Source organism: Streptomyces flavotricini, from assembly GCF_020639365.1.
Taxonomy (GTDB): Bacteria; Actinomycetota; Actinomycetes; order Streptomycetales; family Streptomycetaceae; genus Streptomyces; species Streptomyces flavotricini.
The window spans coordinates 7053069-7074077 of record NZ_JAINUL010000001.1; the positions used below are offsets into that span (position 1 = coordinate 7053069).

Annotated in this window: 20 protein-coding genes; 12 read left to right on the forward strand and 8 right to left on the reverse strand. The window is 73.2% G+C overall.

Annotation, left to right across the window (positions count from 1 at the left end; genetic code table 11):
* The 3 genes from K7B10_RS32235 to K7B10_RS32245 all read left to right on the forward strand — a co-directional run.
* On the forward strand, nucleotides 1–1319 hold a 1319-nt coding region (locus K7B10_RS32235), incomplete at its 5' end, for a C39 family peptidase (RefSeq protein ID WP_229341809.1).
* A gap of 97 nt (nucleotides 1320–1416) precedes the next feature.
* A complete protein-coding gene (locus K7B10_RS32240) occupies nucleotides 1417–1839 on the forward strand; it encodes an SPW repeat protein (RefSeq protein WP_229341812.1) in 423 nt (140 codons plus the stop codon).
* A 145-nt stretch (nucleotides 1840–1984) separates the two neighbouring features.
* Nucleotides 1985–2137, forward strand: coding sequence for an SCO1431 family membrane protein (locus K7B10_RS32245; protein WP_229341833.1), 153 nt, complete (start codon nucleotides 1985–1987; stop codon nucleotides 2135–2137).
* 70 nt (nucleotides 2138–2207) lie between these two features.
* Here K7B10_RS32245 and K7B10_RS32250 read toward each other — a convergent pair whose 3' ends face one another.
* Nucleotides 2208–3176 carry a DUF6114 domain-containing protein gene (locus K7B10_RS32250; RefSeq protein WP_308284655.1) on the reverse strand — a complete coding sequence of 323 codons (969 nt, stop codon included), beginning with the start codon at nucleotides 3174–3176 and terminating at the stop codon, nucleotides 2208–2210.
* Nucleotides 3167–3817, reverse strand: coding sequence for a DUF6230 family protein (locus K7B10_RS32255; protein WP_229341855.1), 651 nt, complete (start codon nucleotides 3815–3817; stop codon nucleotides 3167–3169). The genes K7B10_RS32250 and K7B10_RS32255 overlap by 10 nt, the downstream gene beginning before the upstream one ends.
* 99 nt (nucleotides 3818–3916) lie before the next feature.
* Between K7B10_RS32255 and K7B10_RS32260 the strand changes: the two genes are divergently transcribed.
* Both K7B10_RS32260 and K7B10_RS32265 read left to right on the forward strand, forming a co-directional pair.
* The gene (locus K7B10_RS32260) at nucleotides 3917–4642 is read left to right on the forward strand and encodes a TetR/AcrR family transcriptional regulator (protein ID WP_229341872.1); all 726 of its coding nucleotides are present in this window, start codon (nucleotides 3917–3919) and stop codon (nucleotides 4640–4642) included.
* A gap of 158 nt (nucleotides 4643–4800) precedes the next feature.
* Nucleotides 4801–5973, forward strand: coding sequence for an acyl-CoA dehydrogenase family protein (locus K7B10_RS32265; protein WP_229341883.1), 1173 nt, complete (start codon nucleotides 4801–4803; stop codon nucleotides 5971–5973).
* A 148-nt stretch (nucleotides 5974–6121) separates the two neighbouring features.
* Here K7B10_RS32265 and K7B10_RS32270 read toward each other — a convergent pair whose 3' ends face one another.
* Nucleotides 6122–6952, reverse strand: a complete 831-nt coding sequence (locus tag K7B10_RS32270; protein ID WP_229341887.1) for a phytanoyl-CoA dioxygenase family protein — start codon at nucleotides 6950–6952, stop codon at nucleotides 6122–6124.
* A gap of 562 nt (nucleotides 6953–7514) precedes the next feature.
* On the opposite strand from K7B10_RS32270, the gene K7B10_RS32275 reads away from it, so the two are divergent.
* Nucleotides 7515–8648, forward strand: a complete 1134-nt coding sequence (locus K7B10_RS32275; RefSeq protein ID WP_229341890.1) for an Rv3169 family protein — start codon at nucleotides 7515–7517, stop codon at nucleotides 8646–8648.
* A gap of 58 nt (nucleotides 8649–8706) precedes the next feature.
* The gene (locus tag K7B10_RS32280; RefSeq protein ID WP_229341903.1) at nucleotides 8707–9807 is read left to right on the forward strand and encodes a phosphotransferase family protein; all 1101 of its coding nucleotides are present in this window, start codon (nucleotides 8707–8709) and stop codon (nucleotides 9805–9807) included.
* A gap of 27 nt (nucleotides 9808–9834) precedes the next feature.
* On the opposite strand, the gene K7B10_RS32285 is transcribed toward K7B10_RS32280, so the two are convergent.
* Nucleotides 9835–10278, reverse strand: a complete 444-nt coding sequence (locus K7B10_RS32285; protein WP_229341907.1) for a hypothetical protein — start codon at nucleotides 10276–10278, stop codon at nucleotides 9835–9837.
* 217 nt (nucleotides 10279–10495) lie between these two features.
* Between K7B10_RS32285 and K7B10_RS32290 the strand changes: the two genes are divergently transcribed.
* From K7B10_RS32290 to fxsA, 4 genes are all read left to right on the forward strand, one after another.
* Nucleotides 10496–10936: an Lrp/AsnC family transcriptional regulator gene (locus K7B10_RS32290; RefSeq protein WP_030162595.1), complete on the forward strand. Its 441-nt coding sequence runs from the start codon at nucleotides 10496–10498 to the stop codon at nucleotides 10934–10936.
* Between the two features lie 66 nt (nucleotides 10937–11002).
* Nucleotides 11003–12637 (forward strand): amidohydrolase, encoded by a 1635-nt coding sequence (locus tag K7B10_RS32295; RefSeq protein WP_229341910.1) that lies wholly within the window; start codon nucleotides 11003–11005, stop codon nucleotides 12635–12637.
* Nucleotides 12638–12963: 326 nt separating this feature from the next.
* Nucleotides 12964–13764, forward strand: a complete 801-nt coding sequence (locus tag K7B10_RS32300) for a polyprenol monophosphomannose synthase (protein ID WP_229341912.1) — start codon at nucleotides 12964–12966, stop codon at nucleotides 13762–13764.
* A 60-nt stretch (nucleotides 13765–13824) separates the two neighbouring features.
* Nucleotides 13825–14439: an FxsA family membrane protein gene (fxsA, locus tag K7B10_RS32305; RefSeq protein ID WP_229341915.1), complete on the forward strand. Its 615-nt coding sequence runs from the start codon at nucleotides 13825–13827 to the stop codon at nucleotides 14437–14439.
* Nucleotides 14440–14541: 102 nt separating this feature from the next.
* On the opposite strand, the gene K7B10_RS32310 is transcribed toward fxsA, so the two are convergent.
* From K7B10_RS32310 to K7B10_RS32320, 3 genes are all read right to left on the reverse strand, one after another.
* Entirely contained in the window at nucleotides 14542–14916 is a 375-nt protein-coding gene (locus K7B10_RS32310; protein ID WP_007262928.1) for an RNA polymerase-binding protein RbpA, read from the reverse strand.
* A 335-nt stretch (nucleotides 14917–15251) separates the two neighbouring features.
* Complete coding sequence (locus K7B10_RS32315; RefSeq protein ID WP_229341927.1) at nucleotides 15252–16631, reverse strand: MFS transporter; 1380 nt, start codon at nucleotides 16629–16631, stop codon at nucleotides 15252–15254.
* Nucleotides 16632–16688: 57 nt separating this feature from the next.
* The gene (locus K7B10_RS32320) at nucleotides 16689–17459 is read right to left on the reverse strand and encodes a glycerophosphodiester phosphodiesterase family protein (protein WP_229341931.1); all 771 of its coding nucleotides are present in this window, start codon (nucleotides 17457–17459) and stop codon (nucleotides 16689–16691) included.
* A gap of 195 nt (nucleotides 17460–17654) precedes the next feature.
* On the opposite strand from K7B10_RS32320, the gene K7B10_RS32325 reads away from it, so the two are divergent.
* Nucleotides 17655–19157 carry an SCO1417 family PLP biosynthesis transcription factor gene (locus K7B10_RS32325; RefSeq protein ID WP_229341933.1) on the forward strand — a complete coding sequence of 501 codons (1503 nt, stop codon included), beginning with the start codon at nucleotides 17655–17657 and terminating at the stop codon, nucleotides 19155–19157.
* Between the two features lie 121 nt (nucleotides 19158–19278).
* Here K7B10_RS32325 and K7B10_RS32330 read toward each other — a convergent pair whose 3' ends face one another.
* On the reverse strand, nucleotides 19279–20973 hold the full coding sequence (locus tag K7B10_RS32330) for a hypothetical protein (RefSeq protein WP_229341936.1): 1695 nt from the start codon (nucleotides 20971–20973) through the stop codon (nucleotides 19279–19281).
* Nucleotides 20974–21009 lie beyond the last annotated feature (36 nt).

The window sequence follows — 21009 nt, forward strand, 5'->3', positions numbered from 1 at the left end:
CCCCGGCCCGCCCCGGCCCGGCCGGGGCGCAGGAAGCGGAAGCCGCGGCCGAGGCCGTGGCCCAGGCCGCGGCCACCGCCCGGACCGTCGACAACCGGTTCTGGTACTCGTACGCGCACTGGCGGGCCGGCACCCACCGCGGCACCGCCGCCCTCGACGGCGCCCGCCCCGGCCTGGTGATCGACACACCGGCCGGCCACACCGAGTACACCGATCCGCACACCGCGAAGAAGGGCACCTGGGAGTACGCGGTCTGGACCTCCCCGGTGCACCGCTGCGGCGTGCCCGGCACCGAGGCCATCGCCTCCTGGAACGCCCACACCCCGGCCGGTACCTGGATCCAGATCGAGCTGCGCGCCACCTACGGCGGCGGGGCCACCACCCCCTGGTACGTGATGGGCCGCTGGGCCTCAGGCGACGGCGACATCCGCCGCACCTCCGTGGACGGCCAGACCGACGGCAGTTCCACCGTGTGGACGGACACCCTGGCCGTCGACGCCCCCGCGAAGGCGAACGGGGTGCGGATCGCGCACTGGCAGCTGCGCCTGACCCTCCACCGCAGGCCCGGCGCCGCCCAGGGGCCGACGGTGTGGCTGGCCGGAGCCATGGTCTCCGACGTCCCGGACCGGTTCACCGTCCCCGCGTCCGTCCCCTCGCGCCAGGCCCACGAGCTGAAGGTCCCCCGCTACTCGCAGGAGGTCCACAAGGGCCGGTACCCGCAGTACGACAACGGCGGCGAGGCCTGGTGCAGCCCCACCTCCTCCCAGATGGCCATCGAGTACTGGGGCCGCAAGCCGGCCGCCGGGGACCTGGCCTGGGTCGATTCCCGCTACCCCGACCCGCAGGTCTGCCACGCGGCCCGGTCCACCTACGACAGTGCGTACAAGGGCTGCGGCAACTGGCCCTTCAACGCCGCGTACGCCGCCACGTACCCGGACCTGGCGGGGGTCGTGACCAGGCTCCGCTCCCTCGCCGATCTGGAGGCCCTGGTCCGCTCGGGCATTCCGGTGATCACCTCGCAGTCCTTCCGGGCGGAGGAGCTGACGGGAGCGGGCTACGGGACCGCGGGCCACCTGATGATCGTCGTCGGCTTCACCGCCTCCGGGGACGTGGTCGCCAACGACCCCAACTCGCCCGACGACACGGCGGTTCGCCGCGTGTACAAGCGCCGGGAGTGGGAGAACGCCTGGTTGCGGACGAAGCGCCACAACTCGGCCGGAAAGGTGGCGTCCGGCTCCGGGGGCGTCTGCTACCTGTACGCCCCGGCCCGCCCGAGCGCCATCCAGCTCGGGGCCCTGCGGGCGGTCGGGGTGCTGTGACCGGATTGCCGGAAATTTTCCATTGACCGCGGCGGGAGATAAGCGGAATATAAAGTCGTAAAGGGCACATAAAGGCTTCTACAGGAGGCGGCCCGCCATGACCACCCACAGCATCGAACACCACCCCGACCTCGCCGAGATGCGCTCCCGGTTCGAGCGGGTCACCAGCACCCCCGCCGCCCAGGCCGTGGAGGCACTGGCCCTCATCACGGGCCTGTACCTGGCGGCCTCGCCCTGGATCGCCGGGTTCAGCGGACTCGGCTCGCTGGCGATCAACAACCTGATCGCCGGCGTGGCGTACTGCCTGTGCATGAGCGGGCTCGGTTCCGCTTACGAGCGCACCCACGCGATGGCCTGGACGGCGGTCGCCATCGGAGCCTGGACGATCGTGGCTCCGTGGGTCATCGCCGGTGACGTCAGCACCACCCGCAGCGTGGTCAGCAACGTCATCACCGGCGGCGTCGCCCTGTTGCTCGCGCTCTCCATGGCGGGCATGGCGGGCCGCGACCGCACCACCTGACCCTCGTACGCGCCTGACCCTCGTACGCGCCGGGCCCCGGCCGTGAACCGGCCGGGGCCCGGCGGCGTGCAGGGGCGCGTGATACGTGCCACGCGTGACGATCGTCTCTACCGCGAAAGCCGCGAACGCTGTCACATTGGACGGCATGACCGCATACAGCACCTCCCTCACCGCCCGCGCACGGAACCTCGTCCGGACCGGTGGCCCCAAGGACCACTCCAAGTGGCTCGAGCACGTGCTCGGCTGGACTCTGGTGGTCGTCGTGGCCATGTTCGTCACGCAGGTCGGCTGGCTCTGACCTGCGGGCCTGCGGGCCTGCGGGCCCGCGGTCCGTGGACGCGCAGGCCCGGACGCCCGCGTGCCCGCGCCTACGAGGCCTCCAGCCGCAGGCCGTCCGTGACGATCAGGTCCGAGGTGACCAGCGCCTGCTCCGCGCTGACCCGGGTCATGAAGACGAACGGCGGGATCACCGGGGGAGCGGGCAGACCGTCCGGGCTGAAGGTGACGCACAGCAGGCCTTCGATGCAGCCGCTGAACTTCGTCAGGTACAAGGTCACATTGCCCCGTAGTTCGAGGGACGTGGCGGCCAGTCCGTACTCCTCGTGGCCGTCATGGGTGCGCAGCCGGTAGTCGGCCAGCGAAGCCGCGTGCATCTTCAGCACCAGCACCCTCAGCGGCCCGTCGGCCGTGGCGACCTCGGTGACCCCCGCGAAGGTGAAGCCCTGCGGGGCGAAGAGCGAGGTGGCGACGCTCGGGGGAGTCCGGGTTGCCGTCGGCGGCCCGCCGGGCCCGCCCGCCGCCCTGGCCGGCGGGGCTCCGGTCGCCAGCGCGGCCGCCAGCAGCACCGGCAGTACGGCGGCGAGCGCCCGCGGACCGCTGCCGTGTGCCTCGTGTTCACACGGGTCCTGCCCGCCCGTGGCCCCGGGTGCCGCTCCGGCAGGGAGCGGCGTCCACCCGAAGGCCAGCGCGCTCCCGGCGATCCCGAGCAGCATGCCGACCAGGAAGCCGCCCAGGTTGGTCGCCAGGAACGACAGCACCGACAGCAGCAGGGCGTGGACGGAGACGTACGCCCGGGCCTGCGGCAGGAACCACAGGGACAGGCCCGCCACGACGAGCGCGGCCCCGATCCCGATCGCCGCGATCCCGCCGGGACCCAGGCTCACCAGCACGGTCAGCGGGGAGAGCGGGACCAGCAGCAGCTCGGCCCCGCCCAGGACGATCAGCAGCCCGCCCCAGAAGGGCCGGGTCCGGCGCCAGGTGCGCAGCCGCCGCCGCTGCCGCGCAAACGGCGGCGACAGCGACGGTGACAGCGACGGCCGAGGGCGCTTCAGAAGCACTTCTTGCCGTCCAGGCCGACGCTCAGCCGCATGCCCTTGAGGCGGAAGTTCCCGCCGGTCGCGGACCAGGCGTGCGATTTCACCCCGACGACCTCGATGTCCCCGGCCTGGAGGCCGAACTTCCCGGGCTCCCCCTTGACCCCGTCCACCCGGTCGAGGGTCGAGGCGTCCCGGCCGATCTGCGCCGTGCCGAAGGTCGCGTCGCCGTCGAGGTCCTCGCCGTCGATGACGAGGTTGCTCGCCGTGACCTCGCCCGCCGGACCGCCGGCGGTCAGTTTGAAGACCACCGTGCCCAGCGGGGTGTCCACCTCGGCGGCCTGGCAGATGTCGGTGAGCGTGGCCTCGCCGATGCCGAGCAGCGCGACCGGATGCCCCTTGCCGTCGACGGAGCGGTCCGTCTGCACGTACGAGGCCAGGCCCTTGCTGCTCAGCTTGGAGGAGGAGACCTGGAAACTCGTCCCCGAGACGGCGAAGGACGCGGCGAGCGCGCCCTGCGCCATGACCACGCCCATCGCCCCGACCGCGAGGACCGCGGGCACCGCCACGGCGGCCGACTTCCGCCAGCGGACCCGTCCTTCGCGCCCGCGGGCCGCGTCCGTGACGCCGCCCGCACCTTCGTCCGTGTCCCTGTCCGTGCTCATGGAAGTGCCTCCCGTACGTCGTCCGTGCGCAGGGGAAGTGCATGAGACAGGTCTGCCATACTGCGGGCATCCTGTGGCAGTTCGAGGCTAGGGCCGAATTTGAATAATAGTCAACAGCGGGGCGCGAGCGAGCGTTCGCAGGTCCGCAGGGCCGAACTCATCGCGACCGGGCGCAAGTTGTTCGCCGACACCTCGTACGACGCGCTCTCCATGGACGACATCGCCAAACAGGCGGGCGTCGCCAAGGGGTTGATCTACTACTACTTCAAGAGCAAGCGGGGCTACTACCTCGCCATCGTCGAGGACTCGGTGGCCGAGCTCGTCGCCCGCGCCGCCGGGGAACCGGACCTGCCCAAGGCCGAGCGGGTGCGCCGCACCATCGACGGCTACCTCCACTACGCCGAGCACCACCAGGCCGCCTACCGCACCATCGTCACCGGGGGAGTGGGCTCGGACGCCGAGGTGCTCGCCATCCGCGACGCGGTGCGCGAGGAGCTGGTGGCCACCATCGCCGAAGGCGCGTACGGGCGCCGTGCCGTCCCGCCGCTCGCCCGGCTCGCGCTGGTCGGCTGGCTGTCCGGGGTCGAGGGGACCACGCTGGAGTGGATCGGCGCCCGGGCGGCAGACGCCGAGGTCGGAGCGGGAGCGGACGGCGATGCGGAATCCGCCGCGCGACAGCCCGACCGGGACCGGATCGGCGCCCTCCTCGTCCGCCAGCTGCGCGCCACGCTGACCGTGATCGGGGAGTTCGTCCCCGAGTGTCCGCCTCCACCACTGCCCGAAGACGCGTTCGAGATAACGGGTGATCTTGCCCCAGTGACGTGACGACCCTGATCGGGCATACTCAAGCCGCCCGCAGCCACTGATCTGCCGCTTCCGTGATCCGGGAGGGCAGTATCGGCTGTGAGAAGCACCGAGACCCGGCGGCCCGTCCCACACCTCACGTGCCGCCGCCGTGCCCGATGAGGGAGGAGAGCGCCGCCATGACTGACCGCGCCCCGCAGCCGGTGGACCGTCAGCTGCCCACCGAGGAGTCCCGGGATCTCCTCGCGCTCGTTCGAGAGATCGCCCAGCGGGAGATCCGCCCCGTGGCCGCCGACGAGGAGGACGCCGGCACGTTCCCGCGCGCGATCTTCACCCTCCTGTCCGAAGCCGGCCTGCTCGGTCTCCCGTACGCCGGCGAGTACGGCGGCGGCGAGCAGCCGTACGAGGTCTACCTCCAGGTCCTGGAGGAGCTCGCGGCGGCCCGCCTGACCGTCGGGCTGGGCGTCAGCGTGCACTCCCTGTCCTGCCACGGCCTGGCCGGGTACGGCACCGAGGAGCAGCAGAAGGCCCACCTGCCCGCGATGCTCGGCGGCGGCCTGCTCGGCGCGTACTGCCTCTCCGAGCCGGCCTCGGGCTCCGATGCCGCCTCGCTGACCACCAAGGCCGTACGCGATGGCGACGGCTGGATCATCACCGGCACCAAGGCCTGGATCACCCACGGCGGGGTCGCCGACTTCTACACCGTCCTCGCGCGCACCGGCGGCGAGGGCCCCAAGGGCATCACCGCCTTCCTGGTGCCCGGCGACGCGGAGGGCCTGACGGCCGCCGTCCCCGAGAAGAAGATGGGCATGAAGGGCTCGCCCACCGCCCAGCTGCACTTCGACGGGGTCCGCATCCCGGACACCCGCCGCATCGGGGAGGAGGGCCAGGGCTTCACCATCGCGCTGGCCGCCCTGGATGCGGGCCGCCTCGGCATCGCCGCCTGCGCCATCGGCGTCGCGCAGGCCGCCCTGGACGAGGCCCTCACGTACGCCCTGGACCGCAAGCAGTTCGGGCACCCCATCGCGGACTTCCAGGGCCTGCGCTTCATGCTCGCCGACATGGCGACCAAGATCGAGGCCGGCCGGGCGCTGTACCTGTCGGCGGCGCGGCTGCGCGACGCGGGCAAGCCCTTCTCCCGCCAGGCGGCGATGGCGAAGCTGTTCTGCACGGACGCCGCGATGGCCGTCACCACGGACGCCGTCCAGGTCCTCGGCGGCTACGGCTACACCGCCGACTTCCCGGTGGAGCGCCTGATGCGCGAGGCGAAGGTCCTCCAGATCGTCGAGGGCACCAACCAGATCCAGCGCATGGTCATCGCCCGACACCTGGCGGGCCCGGAGTCGCGTTGACGGCGGGCCTCGTCCTGGAGGTGCACCCGGCCCGGCCGACGCCGAACTGAACGAGCTGTTCGGCGTGGCCTGACCGGGCCACCGGACGGCCTCGTTCGGGGCGGTGGCTGCACGTGGACGACGAGCCGCCCCTGCGGACGCCCCCTGGCTAGGGGGTGTCGTCCCCGACCGGCAGCGGCTTCGCGTCGTGGTTGACGAAGAGGTCCTGGCGCGCGGCGGGGTGGTCGGCCGGCGGGGCGTTGGACACCGCGTTGTAGCTGATCAGGGCGAGGGTGCGGGCGCGCGAGGAGCGGTTCGGGCCCGAGCTGTGCACCAGGTTGCCATGGAAGAAGACCACCGTGCCCGCCGGGCCGGTGGCCTCGTGCACGGCCCGGGTGCGGGCGAGCTCCTCGGCCGAGGGGTCCGGGAGGGCGCAGGCGTTCCGGTTCGACGTGATCCAGGCCCAGTCGCCCGCCTCGCTGCCGCTCTCGCCGCTCTCGTCGCGCCCGTCGTTCCCGGAGGCGGCGGCGGTCGTCGGCGGGTCGGCGTGCGTGCCCGGGACCAGGCGCAGCGGCCCGTTCTCCTCGGTGACCTCGTCCAGGAACACGGCGGCGGTGAGCGCCGCCGGACGCCGCATCCCGTCGGCGGCCCGCCAGAAGTCGAAGTCCCGGTGCCACTGCCAGCGGTCGCCGTGCCGGGCGGCTTTCGGATTGACCTTCCACTGGTACACGTACATGTCCTCGCCGAGGAGCAGCCGGGCCAGCGCGGTGAGGGGTGACGCCTCGGCCAGCGCCTGCCAGGGGCCGCCTCTGCGGTGGAGTCCGTAGACGGCGCGCACGGTCGTTCCGTCCTCCTCGAAGAACCGCTGCGGTCCCTCCTCGGCGAGTACGGAAGGGAGTTCCCCGGTCAGGGGAGCCCATATCTCGTGCGGGGTGATCGGAGGTACGACGACAAAGCCGTCGCGCCGGTATGCGGCAAGGAGCCGCTTCGGGTCGGTCATGCGCCCAGGGTGCGGCCGGGCCCGCGCCCGGGCGAGGCAGCACGGGGAGCGCACAGGGAGGGCGCCGGGTCATTTCCGGCCGCTCCCCACGAGCCGCTCCCCCGAGCCGCCACCTACTCGCCGCCTCCGTAGAGCGGACCCGACGGCCAGATCGGGGAGGTGGCGACCCGGGACCACTCCGGATCGCGGCGGCCCGGCAGGGTGCGCCCGTCGGCGGCCCAACGGGCCAGCAGCGCATGGTAGATGGGCGGGTCCGACTGCCGCTGCGGAACCGATTCTTCGTGACGCGGAACCGATTCTTCGCAGCCGGGCGGCGCCGGGCGCCGTCGACGTCCCGTTCGTGTCCCATGGCTCTCGAGCGTGGTCATACCGGGCCAACGCGTCACCCGACGCACGGGTAACCGCCCCCGCCCTCCGGGTATCCGTTCGAGGCGTCCCCAACGCGACGACGTCCTGTGGCCAGACGTGCCGGGCTGTCAGGGAGTGCCACACGTCTGGCCCCGAGCGCGGTATCTGACGTACCGTCATATCCGCCGGAGCCCGCTGCCCCAGGAGGTTTGCCATGCCCGCGGACCGACCAGTACCCCTGGACGAATACCCCGTCCACCAGGCCCCGTTGTCGATGAAGCACCTCGTCACCGGCGACCGGAACGCCTACGACCGCTGCATCTTCCACGTCTTCGATCACGCCGGCCGCGCCGTCCTCATCCTCGGCCTCGGCGTCTACCCCAACGCCGGGGTCATCGACGCCTACGCCACCCTGCGCACCGGCGACGAACTCCTCGCCGTCCGCGCCTCCGACGCCCTCACCGACGACCGCATGAACCTCTCCGTCGGCCCGCTGCGGATCACCGTCGACGAACCCCTGAAGCGGATCACCCTCCGGTGCGATCCCGACCCCGCCGACCCCGACGGGCTCTCGTACGACATCACCTGGACCGCCGAGTTCCCCGCCGTCTGGGAGCCCCACCACGTCCAGCGGCGCGGCGACCGCCTCATGCTCGAAGGCCGCCGCTTCGTCCAGGCCGGCCACGTCACCGGCGTCATCCGCGCCGGGGGCGAGGAACACGCCCTCACCCCCGGCGAGTGGACCGGCACCCGCGACCGCAGCTGGGGCGTGCGGCCCATCCCGGGCGAGGAGGGCGGCCGCGCCGCCGAGGAGCACCGGCCCGAGGGCTTCCACTGGCTCTGGATCCCCGTCCGCTTCGAGGACCGCTTCCTCATGGTCATCGCCCAGGAGGAAGCGGACGGCCGCCGCACCCTCAACGAGGCCCTCCAGGTCTTCCCCGAGGGCAGCGGCCGGGGCGACGTACAACTCGGCTGGCCCCAGACCGAGATCCGCTACCGCCCCGGCACGCGCCACCCCGAGAGCGCCGTCGTCCACCTCGCCGACCCGGCCCGCAAACCCCTCGAACTCGGCGTCGAGATCCTGAACTCCTCCCCCCTCGCCGTCGGCGCCGGCTACCCGCCCGCCGCCGACTGGCAGCACGGAACCTGGCAGGGCCGCGGCTGGACCGACCGCCGCGTCTACGACCTCTCCGACCCCAACGCCCACCCCATGGCCGCCTTCGGCGTCACCGACCACTCCGCCCGCTTCACCCTCGACGGCCGCACCGGCTTCGGCATCTTCGAGCACGGCAGCTTCGGCCGCCACGACCCGAGCGGCTTCGCCGACTACGGCTCCGTCGCCCCCTGATCCGAAAGACACGGCCCAGCGGCGCCCGTACCCGAGCCATCAGAAGGAAGGGGAAGTCATGGCGGCACCGGCACCACGCCCGCGCACCTCCACCCGCGAACCCGAGGAACTCGCCCGGCGCCTCGCCGCCTGGCTCCACACCGGGCTCCCCGGCGCCCAGGTCACGGGGGTCCGCGTCCCCGCGTCCAACGGCATGTCCAGCGAGACCCTGCTCTTCGACCTGGAGCACCCCGACGCCCCGCTCCGCGCCTGCGCCCTGCGCCTCGCCGCCGACCCGGCCGCCTACACGGTGTTCCCCACGTACGACATGCCCCGCCAACACCGCGTGATGAGCCTGGTCGGCGCCCACACCGACCTGCCCGTCCCGCGCGTGCTGTGGCTGGAGACGGACCCCGGGCCGCTCGGCGCGCCCTTCTTCGTCATGGCCCGCGCCGAGGGCCGGGTCCCGCCCGACGTCATGCCGTACACGTACGAGGGGAACTGGCTGCACTCCGCGAGCGACTCCGAACGCGCCGCGCTCCAGGAGGCGAGCATCTCGCTGCTGGCCCGGTTGCACGACCAGTTCCCCGCGGAGGAGGCCGAGTTCCTCCTCCCCGAAGGCACCGGCAGCCCGCTGCGCCGCCACGTGGACGCCCAACGCGCCTACTACGCCTGGGTGGTCGAGGGACTCGCGCCGTCCCCGCTGCTGGAGCGGGCCTTCGAACGCCTGGAGGAGCTGTGGCCCGCGGACGAGGGCCCGGCCGTCCTCAACTGGGGCGACGCACGCATCGGCAACGTCGTCTACGAGGCATGCGGGTTCGAGCCCGTGGCCGTCCTGGACTGGGAGATGGCCGCGTACGCCCCGCGCGAGGTCGACCTCGGCTGGACCGTGTACCTCCACCGCTTCTTCCAGGACCTGACCGTCGGCTTCGGCCAGAGCGGCCTGCCGGACTTCCTGCGCCGCGACGACCTGGAGCGCCGGTACGCCGAACTCACCGGGCACACCCCGCGCGACATGGAGTTCCACACCCTGTACGCGGCCCTGCGGCACGGGATCGTGATGCTGCGCATCGCCTACCGGCAGGCGCACTTCGGCGAGGTCGAGATCCCCGCGGATCCGGACGGCCTGATCCTGCACCACGCCAGCCTCCGGGCGATGGTGCAGGGAACGTACTGGTAGATCCGGCGGACGCGGCCGGGAAGGCCGTCAGGCGGCCTGCGCGTGCTGCCGCATCTGCGGCAGCAGCGTCGGCGCCGGCATCCGCACGGGACGGGAACCGGGGCCGCCGACGTGCGAGAAGGGCTGCGTCCGCCAGTCCAGACCCTGCGGCAGGTCCAGCAGCACGACCTCCAGCTCCTGGGGCTCGGCCTGGCCCATGCCCACCGTCGGCAGCGCGTCCGAGGCCGGGCGGCCCGTACCCGCGCACACCGTGAGCCCGAACGGGTTCCACGGAGTCAGGCAGAGCGCGTGCTCCGGCAGGTACTCCTCGTCCGCGACGAGCGCGATCGACTGGCCGCAGTCGGGGCAGATCGCGTGGTGGATCTCGAAGCCGTCGAACCCGTCGGGGTCTTCGAGGTACTCACCGTCCTCGGCGTCGACGAAATCCAGGGGCTCCGGTTCGGTGCGACCGGCGCGCTTGGTGTTCAGCATGGATGTACTCCCCCTTGGGTGGGCCGGGCGGGCAGTTTCCACGGCCTCGGCCACAGCAAGCACTTCCCGCCGCGCGGCACGAGTAACCACAACATCCCGCCGTACGCCTGCATACCCTTGTGGCCTTGGTCACATGCCCGCCGCAGGTGCCACTTGTGGGCGGACAGCACTGTGCCTGGACCGCCCTTGGGCCTTAGGTTGAGCGGCTATGAGCGCAATGGAGGAGCTGGACCGCCAGATCGTGGATCTGCTCGTGCGGGACGGGCGGATGAGCTACACGGATCTGGGCAAGGCCACGGGACTGTCCACATCGGCCGTCCACCAGCGAGTACGCCGTCTGGAACAGCGCGGAGTGATCCGCGGGTACGCGGCCGTCGTCGACCCCGAAGCCGTCGGCCTGCCCCTGACGGCCTTCATCTCGGTGAAGCCCTTCGACCCGAGCGCGCCGGACGACATCGCCGACCGGCTGGCCGGAGTACCGGAGATCGAGGCCTGCCACAGCGTCGCCGGCGACGAGAACTACATCCTGAAGGTCCGGGTCGCGACCCCGCTGGAGCTGGAGGACCTGCTGAGCCGGCTGCGCGCCCTGGCCCACGTCTCGACCCGCACCACGGTCGTCCTCTCCACCCCGTACGAGGCCCGCCCGCCCCGGGTGTGACGCCTTTTCCCCCGGGTACCCGGGGGCGCGGTCGAGGCCGGGCCGCGGACCCGCGAGACTGACTGCATGACCGACCGCACCGCCAGCTCCGCCGACGCCGCCGGAGCCCCCGCATCCGAACGGACCGTACTCCTGCGCGGGGGCGAGGTACACAGCCCCGCCGACCCCTTCGCCACCGCGATGGTCGTCGAGCGCGGACACATCGCCTGGGTGGGCTCCGAAGGCGCCGCCGACGCCTTCGCGCAGGGCGTCGACGAAGTCGTCGACCTCGGCGGGGCGCTCGTCACCCCCGCCTTCACCGACGCGCACGTCCACACCACCTCCGCCGGCCTCGCCCTCACCGGCCTGGACCTCACCGGCGCCCCCTCCCTCGCCGACGCCCTGCGCCTCGTCCGCGCGTACGCCGGGCGCCGCCCCGCCGACCGGGTGCTCCTCGGCCACGGCTGGGACGCCTCCCGCTGGCCCGAGCGCCGCGCGCCCCGCCGCGAGGAACTCGACGAGGCCACCGGCGGCCGACCGCTCTACCTCAGCCGCATCGACGTGCACTCCGCCGTGGTCACCACCGCCCTGCTCGACCTCGTACCGGCCGTCTCCGTCCGCGGCGACGAGCCGCTGACCCGCGACGACCACCACGCCGTCCGCAGGGCCGCGCTCGCCGCCGTCACCCCCGCCCAGCGCGCCGAGGCCCAGCGGGCCGCCCTCGACCGGGCCGCCTCCCTCGGCATCGGCTCCGTCCACGAGTGCGGCGGCCCCGACATCTCCTCCGCCGAGGACTTCGCGGGCCTGCTGGGGCTCGCCCGCGAGCGCCCCGGCCCCCGCGTCTTCGGCTACTGGGCGGACCGGGACCTCGAACAGGCCAAGGCGCTGGGCGCCATCGGCGCCGCCGGCGACCTCTTCGTGGACGGCGCACTCGGCTCCCACACCGCCTGCCTGCACGCCCCGTACGCCGACGCGGGCCACACCGGTACCGGCTACCTCGATGCCGCCGAGGTGGCCGAGCACGTCGCCGCCTGCACCGAGGCGGGCCTGCAGGCCGGCTTCCACGCCATCGGCGACGCCGCCCTCACCGCCGTCGTGGAGGGCATGCGCGCGGCCGCCGAGAAGGTCGGCCTCGCCCGCGTCCGCGCCGCCCGGCACCGCGTCGAGCACGCCGAGATGATGACCCCGGTCACCATCGCCGCCTTCGCGGACCTCGGCCTCACCGCGTCCGTGCAGCCCGCCTTCGACGCGGCCTGGGGTGGCGAGGAGGGCATGTACGCCGACCGGCTGGGCGCGGAGCGCGCCCGTACGCTCAACCCCTTCGCCGCCCTGCTCAAGGCCGGCGTACCGCTCGCCTTCGGCTCCGACGCCCCCGTGACCCCCTTCGACCCCTGGGGCACCGTCCGGGCGGCCGCCTTCCACCGCACCCCCGAGCACCGGATCTCCGTACGGGCCGCCTTCACGGCCCACACCCGGGGCGGCTGGCGGGCCCTCGGCCGTGACGGCGCGGGCGTGCTGGTGCCCGGCGCCCCGGCCGACTACGCGCTGTGGGAGACCGCCGAACTGGTCGTCCAGGCCCCCGACGACCGGGTCGCCCGCTGGTCCACGGACCCCCGCTCCGGGACCCCCGGACTGCCCGACCTGACCCCCGGCGGCGATCTGCCGGTGTGCCTCGCCACGGTCGTCGGCGGGCGGGAGGTATTCGTACGGCCACAGGGGTGATCCGGTCGGCCTCGGTTCGATACCGGCGCTCGGACCCGGATAGGTTCGGCCGGGTCCACCACCGGACATCCGTACCGGGCGGCTCCGTCTGCTCAGCGCGCCCGCGCCTCGGGGGCGAGGGAAGGTTTCGCCGGGACGGGGGTCCCCCCTGCTCCGCAGGAGCCCGGGGCAGGTGGCACCGGCGGGGGCCCGCGGTCCAGTAGACAACGGTCACGGCGCACCGCAGCCAGCGGGAGCCCGACCGGCCCGAAGGACCGCGGGCCCCGGCCACTGTTCTAAAGTCATCCTCTGAGACAGGACGTACGAGAAACACGAAGGCGGACCCAGTGAGCGACGGCGGACAGCGAGGGCACGGACCGCTCGGCACGGCCTTGGTGATCATTCCGACCTTCAACGAGGCCGAGAACATCGGACCGATCGTCGGCCGCGTGCGCGCGGCGGTGCCCGAGGCGCACGTCCTGGTGGCGGACGACAACAGCCCCGACGGCACCGGCAAGCTCGCCGACGAGCTGGCGGCCGCCGACGACCACGTGCACGTCCTGCACCGCAAGGGCAAGGAGGGGCTCGGCGCCGCCTACCTGGCGGGCTTCGCCTGGGGCCTGGAGCGCGACTACGGCGTCCTCGTCGAGATGGACGCCGACGGCTCCCACCAGCCGGAGGAGCTGCCCCGGCTGCTCACCGCGCTGGCCGGGGCCGACCTGGTCCTGGGCTCGCGCTGGGTGCCGGGCGGCCGGGTGGTCAACTGGCCCAAGAGCCGCGAGTTCCTCTCCCGCGGCGGCTCGGTGTACTCCCGGCTGATGCTGGACGTCCCGATCCGCGACGTGACGGGCGGCTACCGGGCCTTCCGGCGCGAGACGCTGGAGGGACTGGGCCTGGACGAGGTGGCCTCCGCGGGGTACTGCTTCCAGGTCGACCTGGCCCGCCGGGCCGTGCGCCAGGGATTCCGCGTCGTCGAGGTGCCCATCACCTTCGTCGAGCGTGAGTTCGGCGACAGCAAGATGAGCAAGGACATCGTGGTGGAGGCCCTGTGGCGGGTCACCCAGTGGGGGCTCAAGGCCCACGCGGCGAAGCTCACCGGCCAGGACAAGCCCAAGGGCACGGACGCCGGCCCCGCCCAGACCCCCTAGGGGATGTCCGGTACCTCCGGCTGAGGCCGCTTTTATGCCGCCCCGGGCACACTGGAGGGTATGACGACCGGCGTTCCCCTCTCCACGGCCCCGCGGCGGCGCTCGCGTGGCCGCACCTTCCTTCCGCTGGCGGTCGCCGCCTGGATGATCCTGGAGATCTGGCTGCTGAGCCTGGTCGCCGGCGCGGCCGGCGGGCTGACCGTCGCCGCGCTGCTCCTGGGCGGGATCGTGCTCGGTGCCGTGGTCATCAAGCGGGCCGGGCGGCGGGCCTTCAAGAATCTCGCCGACACCTTCCAGCAGGCCCAGCAGGCCCAGCAGGCCCAGCAGGGGCAGCAGCCCGCGCCCGGGGCGGCGAAGCGGCAGCGGGGCAGCGGCAACGGCCTCACGATGCTGGCCGGCCTGCTGCTGATGCTGCCTGGCCTGCTGTCCGATGTGGCCGGCCTGCTCCTCCTGCTCCCGCCCGTCCGGGCGTGGACGGGCCGCCGCCTGGCCGGCTCCCTGGAGCGCCAGATGGCCGCCGCCCCGGCGGGCAGCTTCGGCGGCGCCTTCCAGCAGGCCCGCATCCACTACCCCGACGGCAAGGTCGTCCAGGGCGAGGTCATCCGCGAGGACGGGCCGCAGCAGCCGCAGCAGCCGGGCCCCGACGCCGGGTACCGGCCGCCGCTGGCCCCCTGAGACGGAACAGGCCAGCGCTGGCCCCTGAGACGCAACAAGCCGAGGGCCCCCGCCACAGTTCGTGGCGGGGGCCCTCGGCTTGTGCTGCTGGACGTCCGGCTGTCAGGCGGACTTGCGGCTGTCCCGCGGATGCACGGCAATGTTCATGGCGCCGGAACGCAGGACCGCCAGCCTCTCGGCCAGCACTTCCTCCAGTTCCTCGCGGGTGCGCCGCTCCATGAGCATGTCCCAGTGCGTTCGCGCAGGCTTGCCCTTCTTCTCTTCGGGCCCGTCCCCGTCAACCAGGAGTGCCATGGCGCCGCACGCCTTGCACTCCCACTCCGGCGGAATCTCTGCCTCAACCGAGAACGGCATCTCAAATCGATGTCCGTTCTGGCATGCGTACTCCACCGCCTGGCGCGGGGCCAGATCGATGCCGCGGTCCGTCTCGTAGCTGGTAACCACGAGCCGCGTACCGCGGAGAGCTCGCTCACTCATGAATCGTGCCTCCCGGGCTTGTCGCCCACAGGACAGGTGTCGCTGTCGTCGTCATCCGGTCAACGTCCGGTCGGCGGTATAGATTCCCGCTCCGGGTGATGCGTCGCCCGTCGTGCCGCCCCTTGTTGTACCCACCAGTGCCCGTTTTGTCACATCTGGCAGCAGATGTCACCCAACGTCTTCAGTTCTTCAGCGCGCAGTAACGGTCCGGCTGGCAGGCCAAAGGCGTACACTACCGGCCCTTCGCTTCAACGTCGAAATCCGTTCGGAATTCGTATGAAGATCCGGGTCGTGTCCGCCTCCGAACCTCCCGTCGGCACGTCCACCGGATCCACTCAGATCCGCTCGGGAACAGGATTGCCCGCCGCCTCGATCGCGCGCCGCACCGGCACTCGCGCCAGCAGCACGAAACCCAGTGCGAAGAAGACCACCAACGAGATGATCGCGTCCCGGTAGCTGCCCGTGACCTGGTACGTGATGCCGAACACCAGCGGCCCGACCCAGCTCACCCCGCGGTCGCTCATCTCGTACGCCGAGAAGTATTCCGCCTCCTTGCCGGCCGGCACCAGGTGCGAGAACAGCGAGCGCGACAGCGCCTGGCTGCCGCCCAGCACCAGTCCGATCATCGATGCCAGGACGAAGAACCACACCGGCGCGCCCGCCGGCAGGAAGTAGCCGGCGGCCAGGGTCAGGGTCCAGGCCACCAGCGACCCGAGGATGGTCCTCTTCGCGCCGTACGACACGGCGAGCCGGCCCATCGCCATCGCACCCGCCACCGCGAGGATCTGGACGAGCAGCACCGCTGTGATCAGCGTCGAGTCCTCCAGCCCCAGCTCCTGCTTGCCGTAGACCGACGCCTGCGAGATCACGGTCTGGATCCCGTCGTTGTAGACCAGGTACGCCAGCAGGAACGACAGCGTCAGCGGGTGGCGCCGCATGTCCTTCAGCGTGGCGACGAGCTGCTTCCACCCCGACCCCGCGGCCGCGTGGGCGGCATCCGACCGGACCACGGCCCGGTCCCGCAGCCGGCGCAGCGGGATGATCGCGAACGCCCCCCACCACAGGCCCGCCGAGGCCAGACAGATCCGCACCGCCGCGTCCTTGGAGATCCCGAACGACTCGTGCGACTGGAACAGCACCAGGTTCAGGATCAGGACGAACGCACCCGCCGTGTAGCCGAACGCCCAGCCGCGCGAGGAGACGGTGTCCCGTTCCTGCGGCTCCGCGATCTGCGGCAGGTAGGAGTTGTAGAGCACCATCGACACCGACATCGAGGCGTTCGCCACGATCAGCAGGACGCCGCCGAGCAGGTAGCGGTCACCGCCCAGCAGGAACATCGCGGTGGTCGCCGCCGCGCCGGTGTAGGCCGCCGCCGCGAGCAGCGGCTTCTTGCGACCCGTACGGTCCGCGGCCGCGCCCACCAGCGGCATCGCCAGCACCGCGACGATCACCGACACCGAGACGGCGTACGCGAAGAACGAGCCGGAGCGCACCGGAATGCCCAGCGGGTGGACGTAGCCCTGCGCGTCCTGGGCGGCCTCGGCCATCGTGCTCAGGTACGGGCCGATGAAGACCGTCAGCACGGTCGAGGAGTAGACCGAGCACGCGAAGTCGTAGAAGTACCAGCCGTGCTGCTGGCGCTTCCGTTCGGCCGCGCTCGGCGCCGGCTCCTCCGGCGCGGTCCCCGCGCCCTGTTCAGTGGTCTCCGCACTCACCGGTGCCCCCTCGTTCCCGTCCGGCAGGTGAAGGGCGGACGCGGCGGTCCCGGCAGGTCAGGCCCAGGCTCCGCGCTGGTCCAGCACCGTGCGCAAGATGTCGATCCGGTCGGTCATGATGCCATCCACACCCAGGTCGAGGAGAGCCTCCATACGTTGCGGTTCGTTCACGGTCCACACGTGGACCTGCAGGCCCCGCTCGTGGGCCGTCTTCACGAACCGGCGGTCGACCACGCGGATGCCCGCCTGGGTCTCCGGGACCTGCGCCGCAACCGCCCCGACCCGCAGGGCCGCCGGGATCGCGTAGGAGCGCAGCCGCAGGCCCAGCACCCCGCGGACCCCGTACGAAGTCGCCAGCCGCGGACCGGCGATCTTCTGGGCCCGGGCCACCCGGCTCTCCGAGAACGAGCCCACGCACACCCGGTCCCAGACGCCCGTCCGCGCGATCAGGTTGACCAGCGGGTGCAGGGCCGACTCGGCCTTGACATCGATGTTCCAGCGGGCCCCGGGGAACTCCTCCAGGAGCTCCTCGAACAGCGGCAGCGGCTCGGTTCCGGCCACCCGCGCCTCGCGGACCTTGCTCCACGTCAGCTCCGCGATCCGGCCCTGCCCGTCGGTGACCCGGTCGAGGGTGGAGTCGTGGAAGGCGACGAGCTTCCCGTCGGCGGTGGCGTGCACATCGGTCTCGAAGTACCGGTAGCCCGCGTCGGCCGCCCGCCGGAAGGCGGCGGCGGTGTTCTCCAGCCCGTCCGCGGCACCTCCCCGGTGCGCGAAGGGGATCGGAGCCGGGTGGTCCAGATACGGATGGCGAAGGCGTACGTGCGTCACCCGCCGCAGTATGCCCCGTGTGCCCCGTGGGGAGTGAGCGGCCGGGCGGCGGCGCGGTGGCCACACGGTGAACGCCGCGGCGCCCCCCTGGTCCGGGTGGACCCCGGCATGACAGGCTGTGGGGGCGAAAGCAATCCAATACCGGCCGCACAGTGGGTCGGGCGGGGCCAATTCGACGAGGGTGGACCGGACAGCATGGCAGAGTGGACTTCGGCGGTGGGTGCCGCACAGCTCGCCCGTCTCATCACCTCCCAGCAGGAGCGCCCCGGCGTCCCCGGGGCGCGCAAACCGCCCGCGTACCGGACCCTGGCCGACGGCATCCGGCTGCTCGTCCTCGAAGGCCGCGTCCCCGTCGCCGCGCGGTTGCCCGCCGAGCGCGAGCTGGCCGTCTCCCTCTCCCTCTCCCGCACCACCGTCGCCGCCGCGTACGAGGCCCTGCGCGGGGAGGGCTTCCTGGAGTCCCGCCGCGGCGCCGGCAGCTGGACCTCCGTACCGGCCGGGAACCCGCTGCCCGCCCGGGGCCTGGAGCCGCTGCCGCCCGAGTCCCTCGGCTCGATGATCGACCTCGGGTGCGCCGCGCTCCCGGCCCCCGAGCCCTGGCTCACCAAGGCCGTACAGGGCGCCCTGGAGGAGCTCCCGCCGTACGCGCACACCCACGGGGACTACCCCGCCGGGCTCCCCGCGCTGCGGAGGATGCTCGCCGACCGCTACACCGAGCGCGGCATCCCCACCATGCCCGAGCAGATCATGGTCACCACCGGGGCGATGGGCGCCATCGACGCCATCTGCAGCCTCTTCGCCGGGCGCGGGGAGCGGATCGCCGTCGAATCCCCCTCCTACGCCAACATCCTCCAGCTCATGCGCGCCGCCGGGGTGCGGCTCGTACCCGTCGCGATGGCCGACGGGCTGGCCGGCTGGGACATGAACGTGTGGCGGCAGGTGCTGCGCGACGCCGCGCCGCGCCTCGCGTACGTCGTCGCCGACTTCCACAACCCGACCGGGGCGCTCGCCTCGGACGACCAGCGCCGCGCCATGGTGGAGGCGGCCCGCTCGGCCGGCACCGTGCTCGTCGTCGACGAGACCATGGCCGAGCTCCAGCTGGACCCGGAGCTGGAGATGCCGCGGCCGGTCTGCTCCTTCGACCCGGCCGGGTCCTCCGTGATCACCGTCGGCTCCGCCAGCAAGGCCTTCTGGGCCGGCATGCGGATCGGCTGGGTCCGGGCGGCGCCCGACGTCATCCGGAGCCTGGTCGCTGCCCGCGCGTACGCCGACCTCGGCACGCCGGTGCTGGAGCAGCTCGCGGTGAACTGGCTGATGCGGACCGGCGGCTGGGCGGAGGCCGTGCAGATCCGCCGCGACCAGGCCCGGGAGAACCGGGACGCGCTGGTCGCCGCGGTGCGCCGGGAGCTGCCGGACTGGGAGTTCGAAGTGCCGCGGGGCGGGCTGACCCTGTGGGCCCGCGCGGGCGGGCTGTCCGGCTCCCGGCTGGCCGAGGTGGGGGAGCGGGTCGGCGTACGGGTCCCCTCGGGGCCGCGGTTCGGCGTCGACGGGGCCTTCGAGGGTTACGTCCGGCTGCCCTTCACCGTGGGCGGGCCGGTGGCCGAGGAGGCCGCGGTCCGCCTCGCCGCCGCCGCCCGCCTGGTCGGCACGGGCGCGGCGGGCAGCACCGCGGAACCCCCGCGCACGTTCGTGGCCTAGGGGGTGTCCGGCGGATCAGGGTCGGGCCGGCCGCGACATCTGGCGCGGCGCCGTGCCGGGGGCCGCGGCCCCGGCCAGGATCCGCCGGACGGTCCCCGGGGGGAGGACGGCCCGGGTGGTCTCAGGGGCCCACCGGCCAGGGGCCGCGGGCCGGCGGGGTCTCGGCCGGTGCCTCCTCGACGTCGTCGAACTGCTCGAACTCCGCGAGTTCCACGGCGTCGATCGACGGGCCCTGCGCCCGGGCCGTCGGCTGGACGATGTGCAGCGTCTTGGCCGGCGCCACCCGCCCCGGCCCGCCCGGGCCCGGCAACTGCCGCCCCGGCAGCAGCTCCAGCACCGCCTTGCGGTGTCCCGGGTGCGTGGCGTCGTCGTACGGGTCCGGCGTGGCGGGCACCTGCAGCCGGTGGACGGGGCCCGTGCCGAGCCGCGCGTACCCGCGCCCCGGCGGCACCTGCGCCGGCGGTGTGGTGTGCGGGGGCAGCCCCAGTACGTCGGTGATCTGCTGGGCCGCGGCCGGGCCGAGCACGATCCGGGCCCGGGTGTGCTGCCAGACGGCGTCGTGCAGCAGCTCCAGGTGGTCGAACTGCTCGGCCACCACGACCGTGACGTGCGCGGCCCGCCCGTGCCGCAGTGGTACCTGGAGCTGGGAGAGGGGGTCGGGACTCCCCTCGGCCGTCGCGAGGTGCGCGAGCACGCTGGGCCGGTCCAGCAGGATCCACAGTGGCCGCCGGGTGTCCTCGGGTGCCGGCCGGCCCGCCTCGCGGGCCCGGTGCGTGGCGATCAGCCGCCGCTCGGTCTCCCGGGCGGCCCACTCCAGCGTGGCCAGCGCCCCGGCCGGACCGCACTCCACGGCCAGCACGCCCGTACGTCCGGTCAGGCAGGAGAACTCCCCGCTGCCGCCGCCCTCCACGATCAGTACGTCGCCCCCGTGGTGCAGCGCCTGCAGGGCGATCGAGCGCAGCAGGGAGGAGGTGCCGCTGCCGGGCCGGCCGACGGCCAGCAGGTGCGGCTCGGTGGAGCGGGGGCCGGTGCGCCAGATGACCGGCGGCACGTCGCGCGCCTCGTCGTCCTCCAGGACCGGCAGGGTGCGCTGCACGGTGCCGGCGTCGGTGAAGCCGAGCACGGTCTCGCCCGGAGAGGTGACGAACGGCTGCGCGGCGATGCCGGTCGGCAGCGGCGCGAGCACCGTCAGGTCGAGCTGGTTGCCCTCCTCGTCCCAGTCGAAGAGGTACTCCCGGCCGCGCCCGGACTTGGCGTGCAGCAGGGTCTCGATCCGGGCCCGCGAGGCGGCCTCGCCGTCGGTGAAGTAGGCGGGGTAGCGGATTCGGAGCCGGGTGACGCGGCCCGCCTCGTCGAAGGCGCAGCCGCTGAAGGCCTTGTCCCACTCCCCGCCGTGGGCGAAGAGCGGGTTGGGGTCCTCGGGGATGGAGAAGTACGGCACGAGCGCCTCGTAGAGGGCGCCGAGCCGCTCGCTCTCGGCCTCGCTGGGCCCGGTCTTCACCGGGGTCCGGTCGCGTCCCCGCCAGGCCGCCGCCGCCATGAGGGTGATCAGGGCGAGCAGCGGGCCGTACGGGACGAGCGCGAGTACGAGGACGCAGGCGGCGCCCAGGAACAGCGCGGGACCACGCTTGTCCTTGGGGGTCCCGGCCCATGTGCGCCGCCCGGCCGAGGCCAGGATGCGCAGGCCGCGCCCGATGACGAGGAGCGGATGGAGGACGTCCGTGGCGCTGTCGGCGGCCGTGCGAGCAAGGTCGCGGCCCCGTGCCAGCGACGTGGTGCCGTTGCTGAGGATGCGGGGGAGTGGGCGCCGGGCCACGGTCGTCTCCTGGAGTTGTGTGCGGTGAGGACGGTG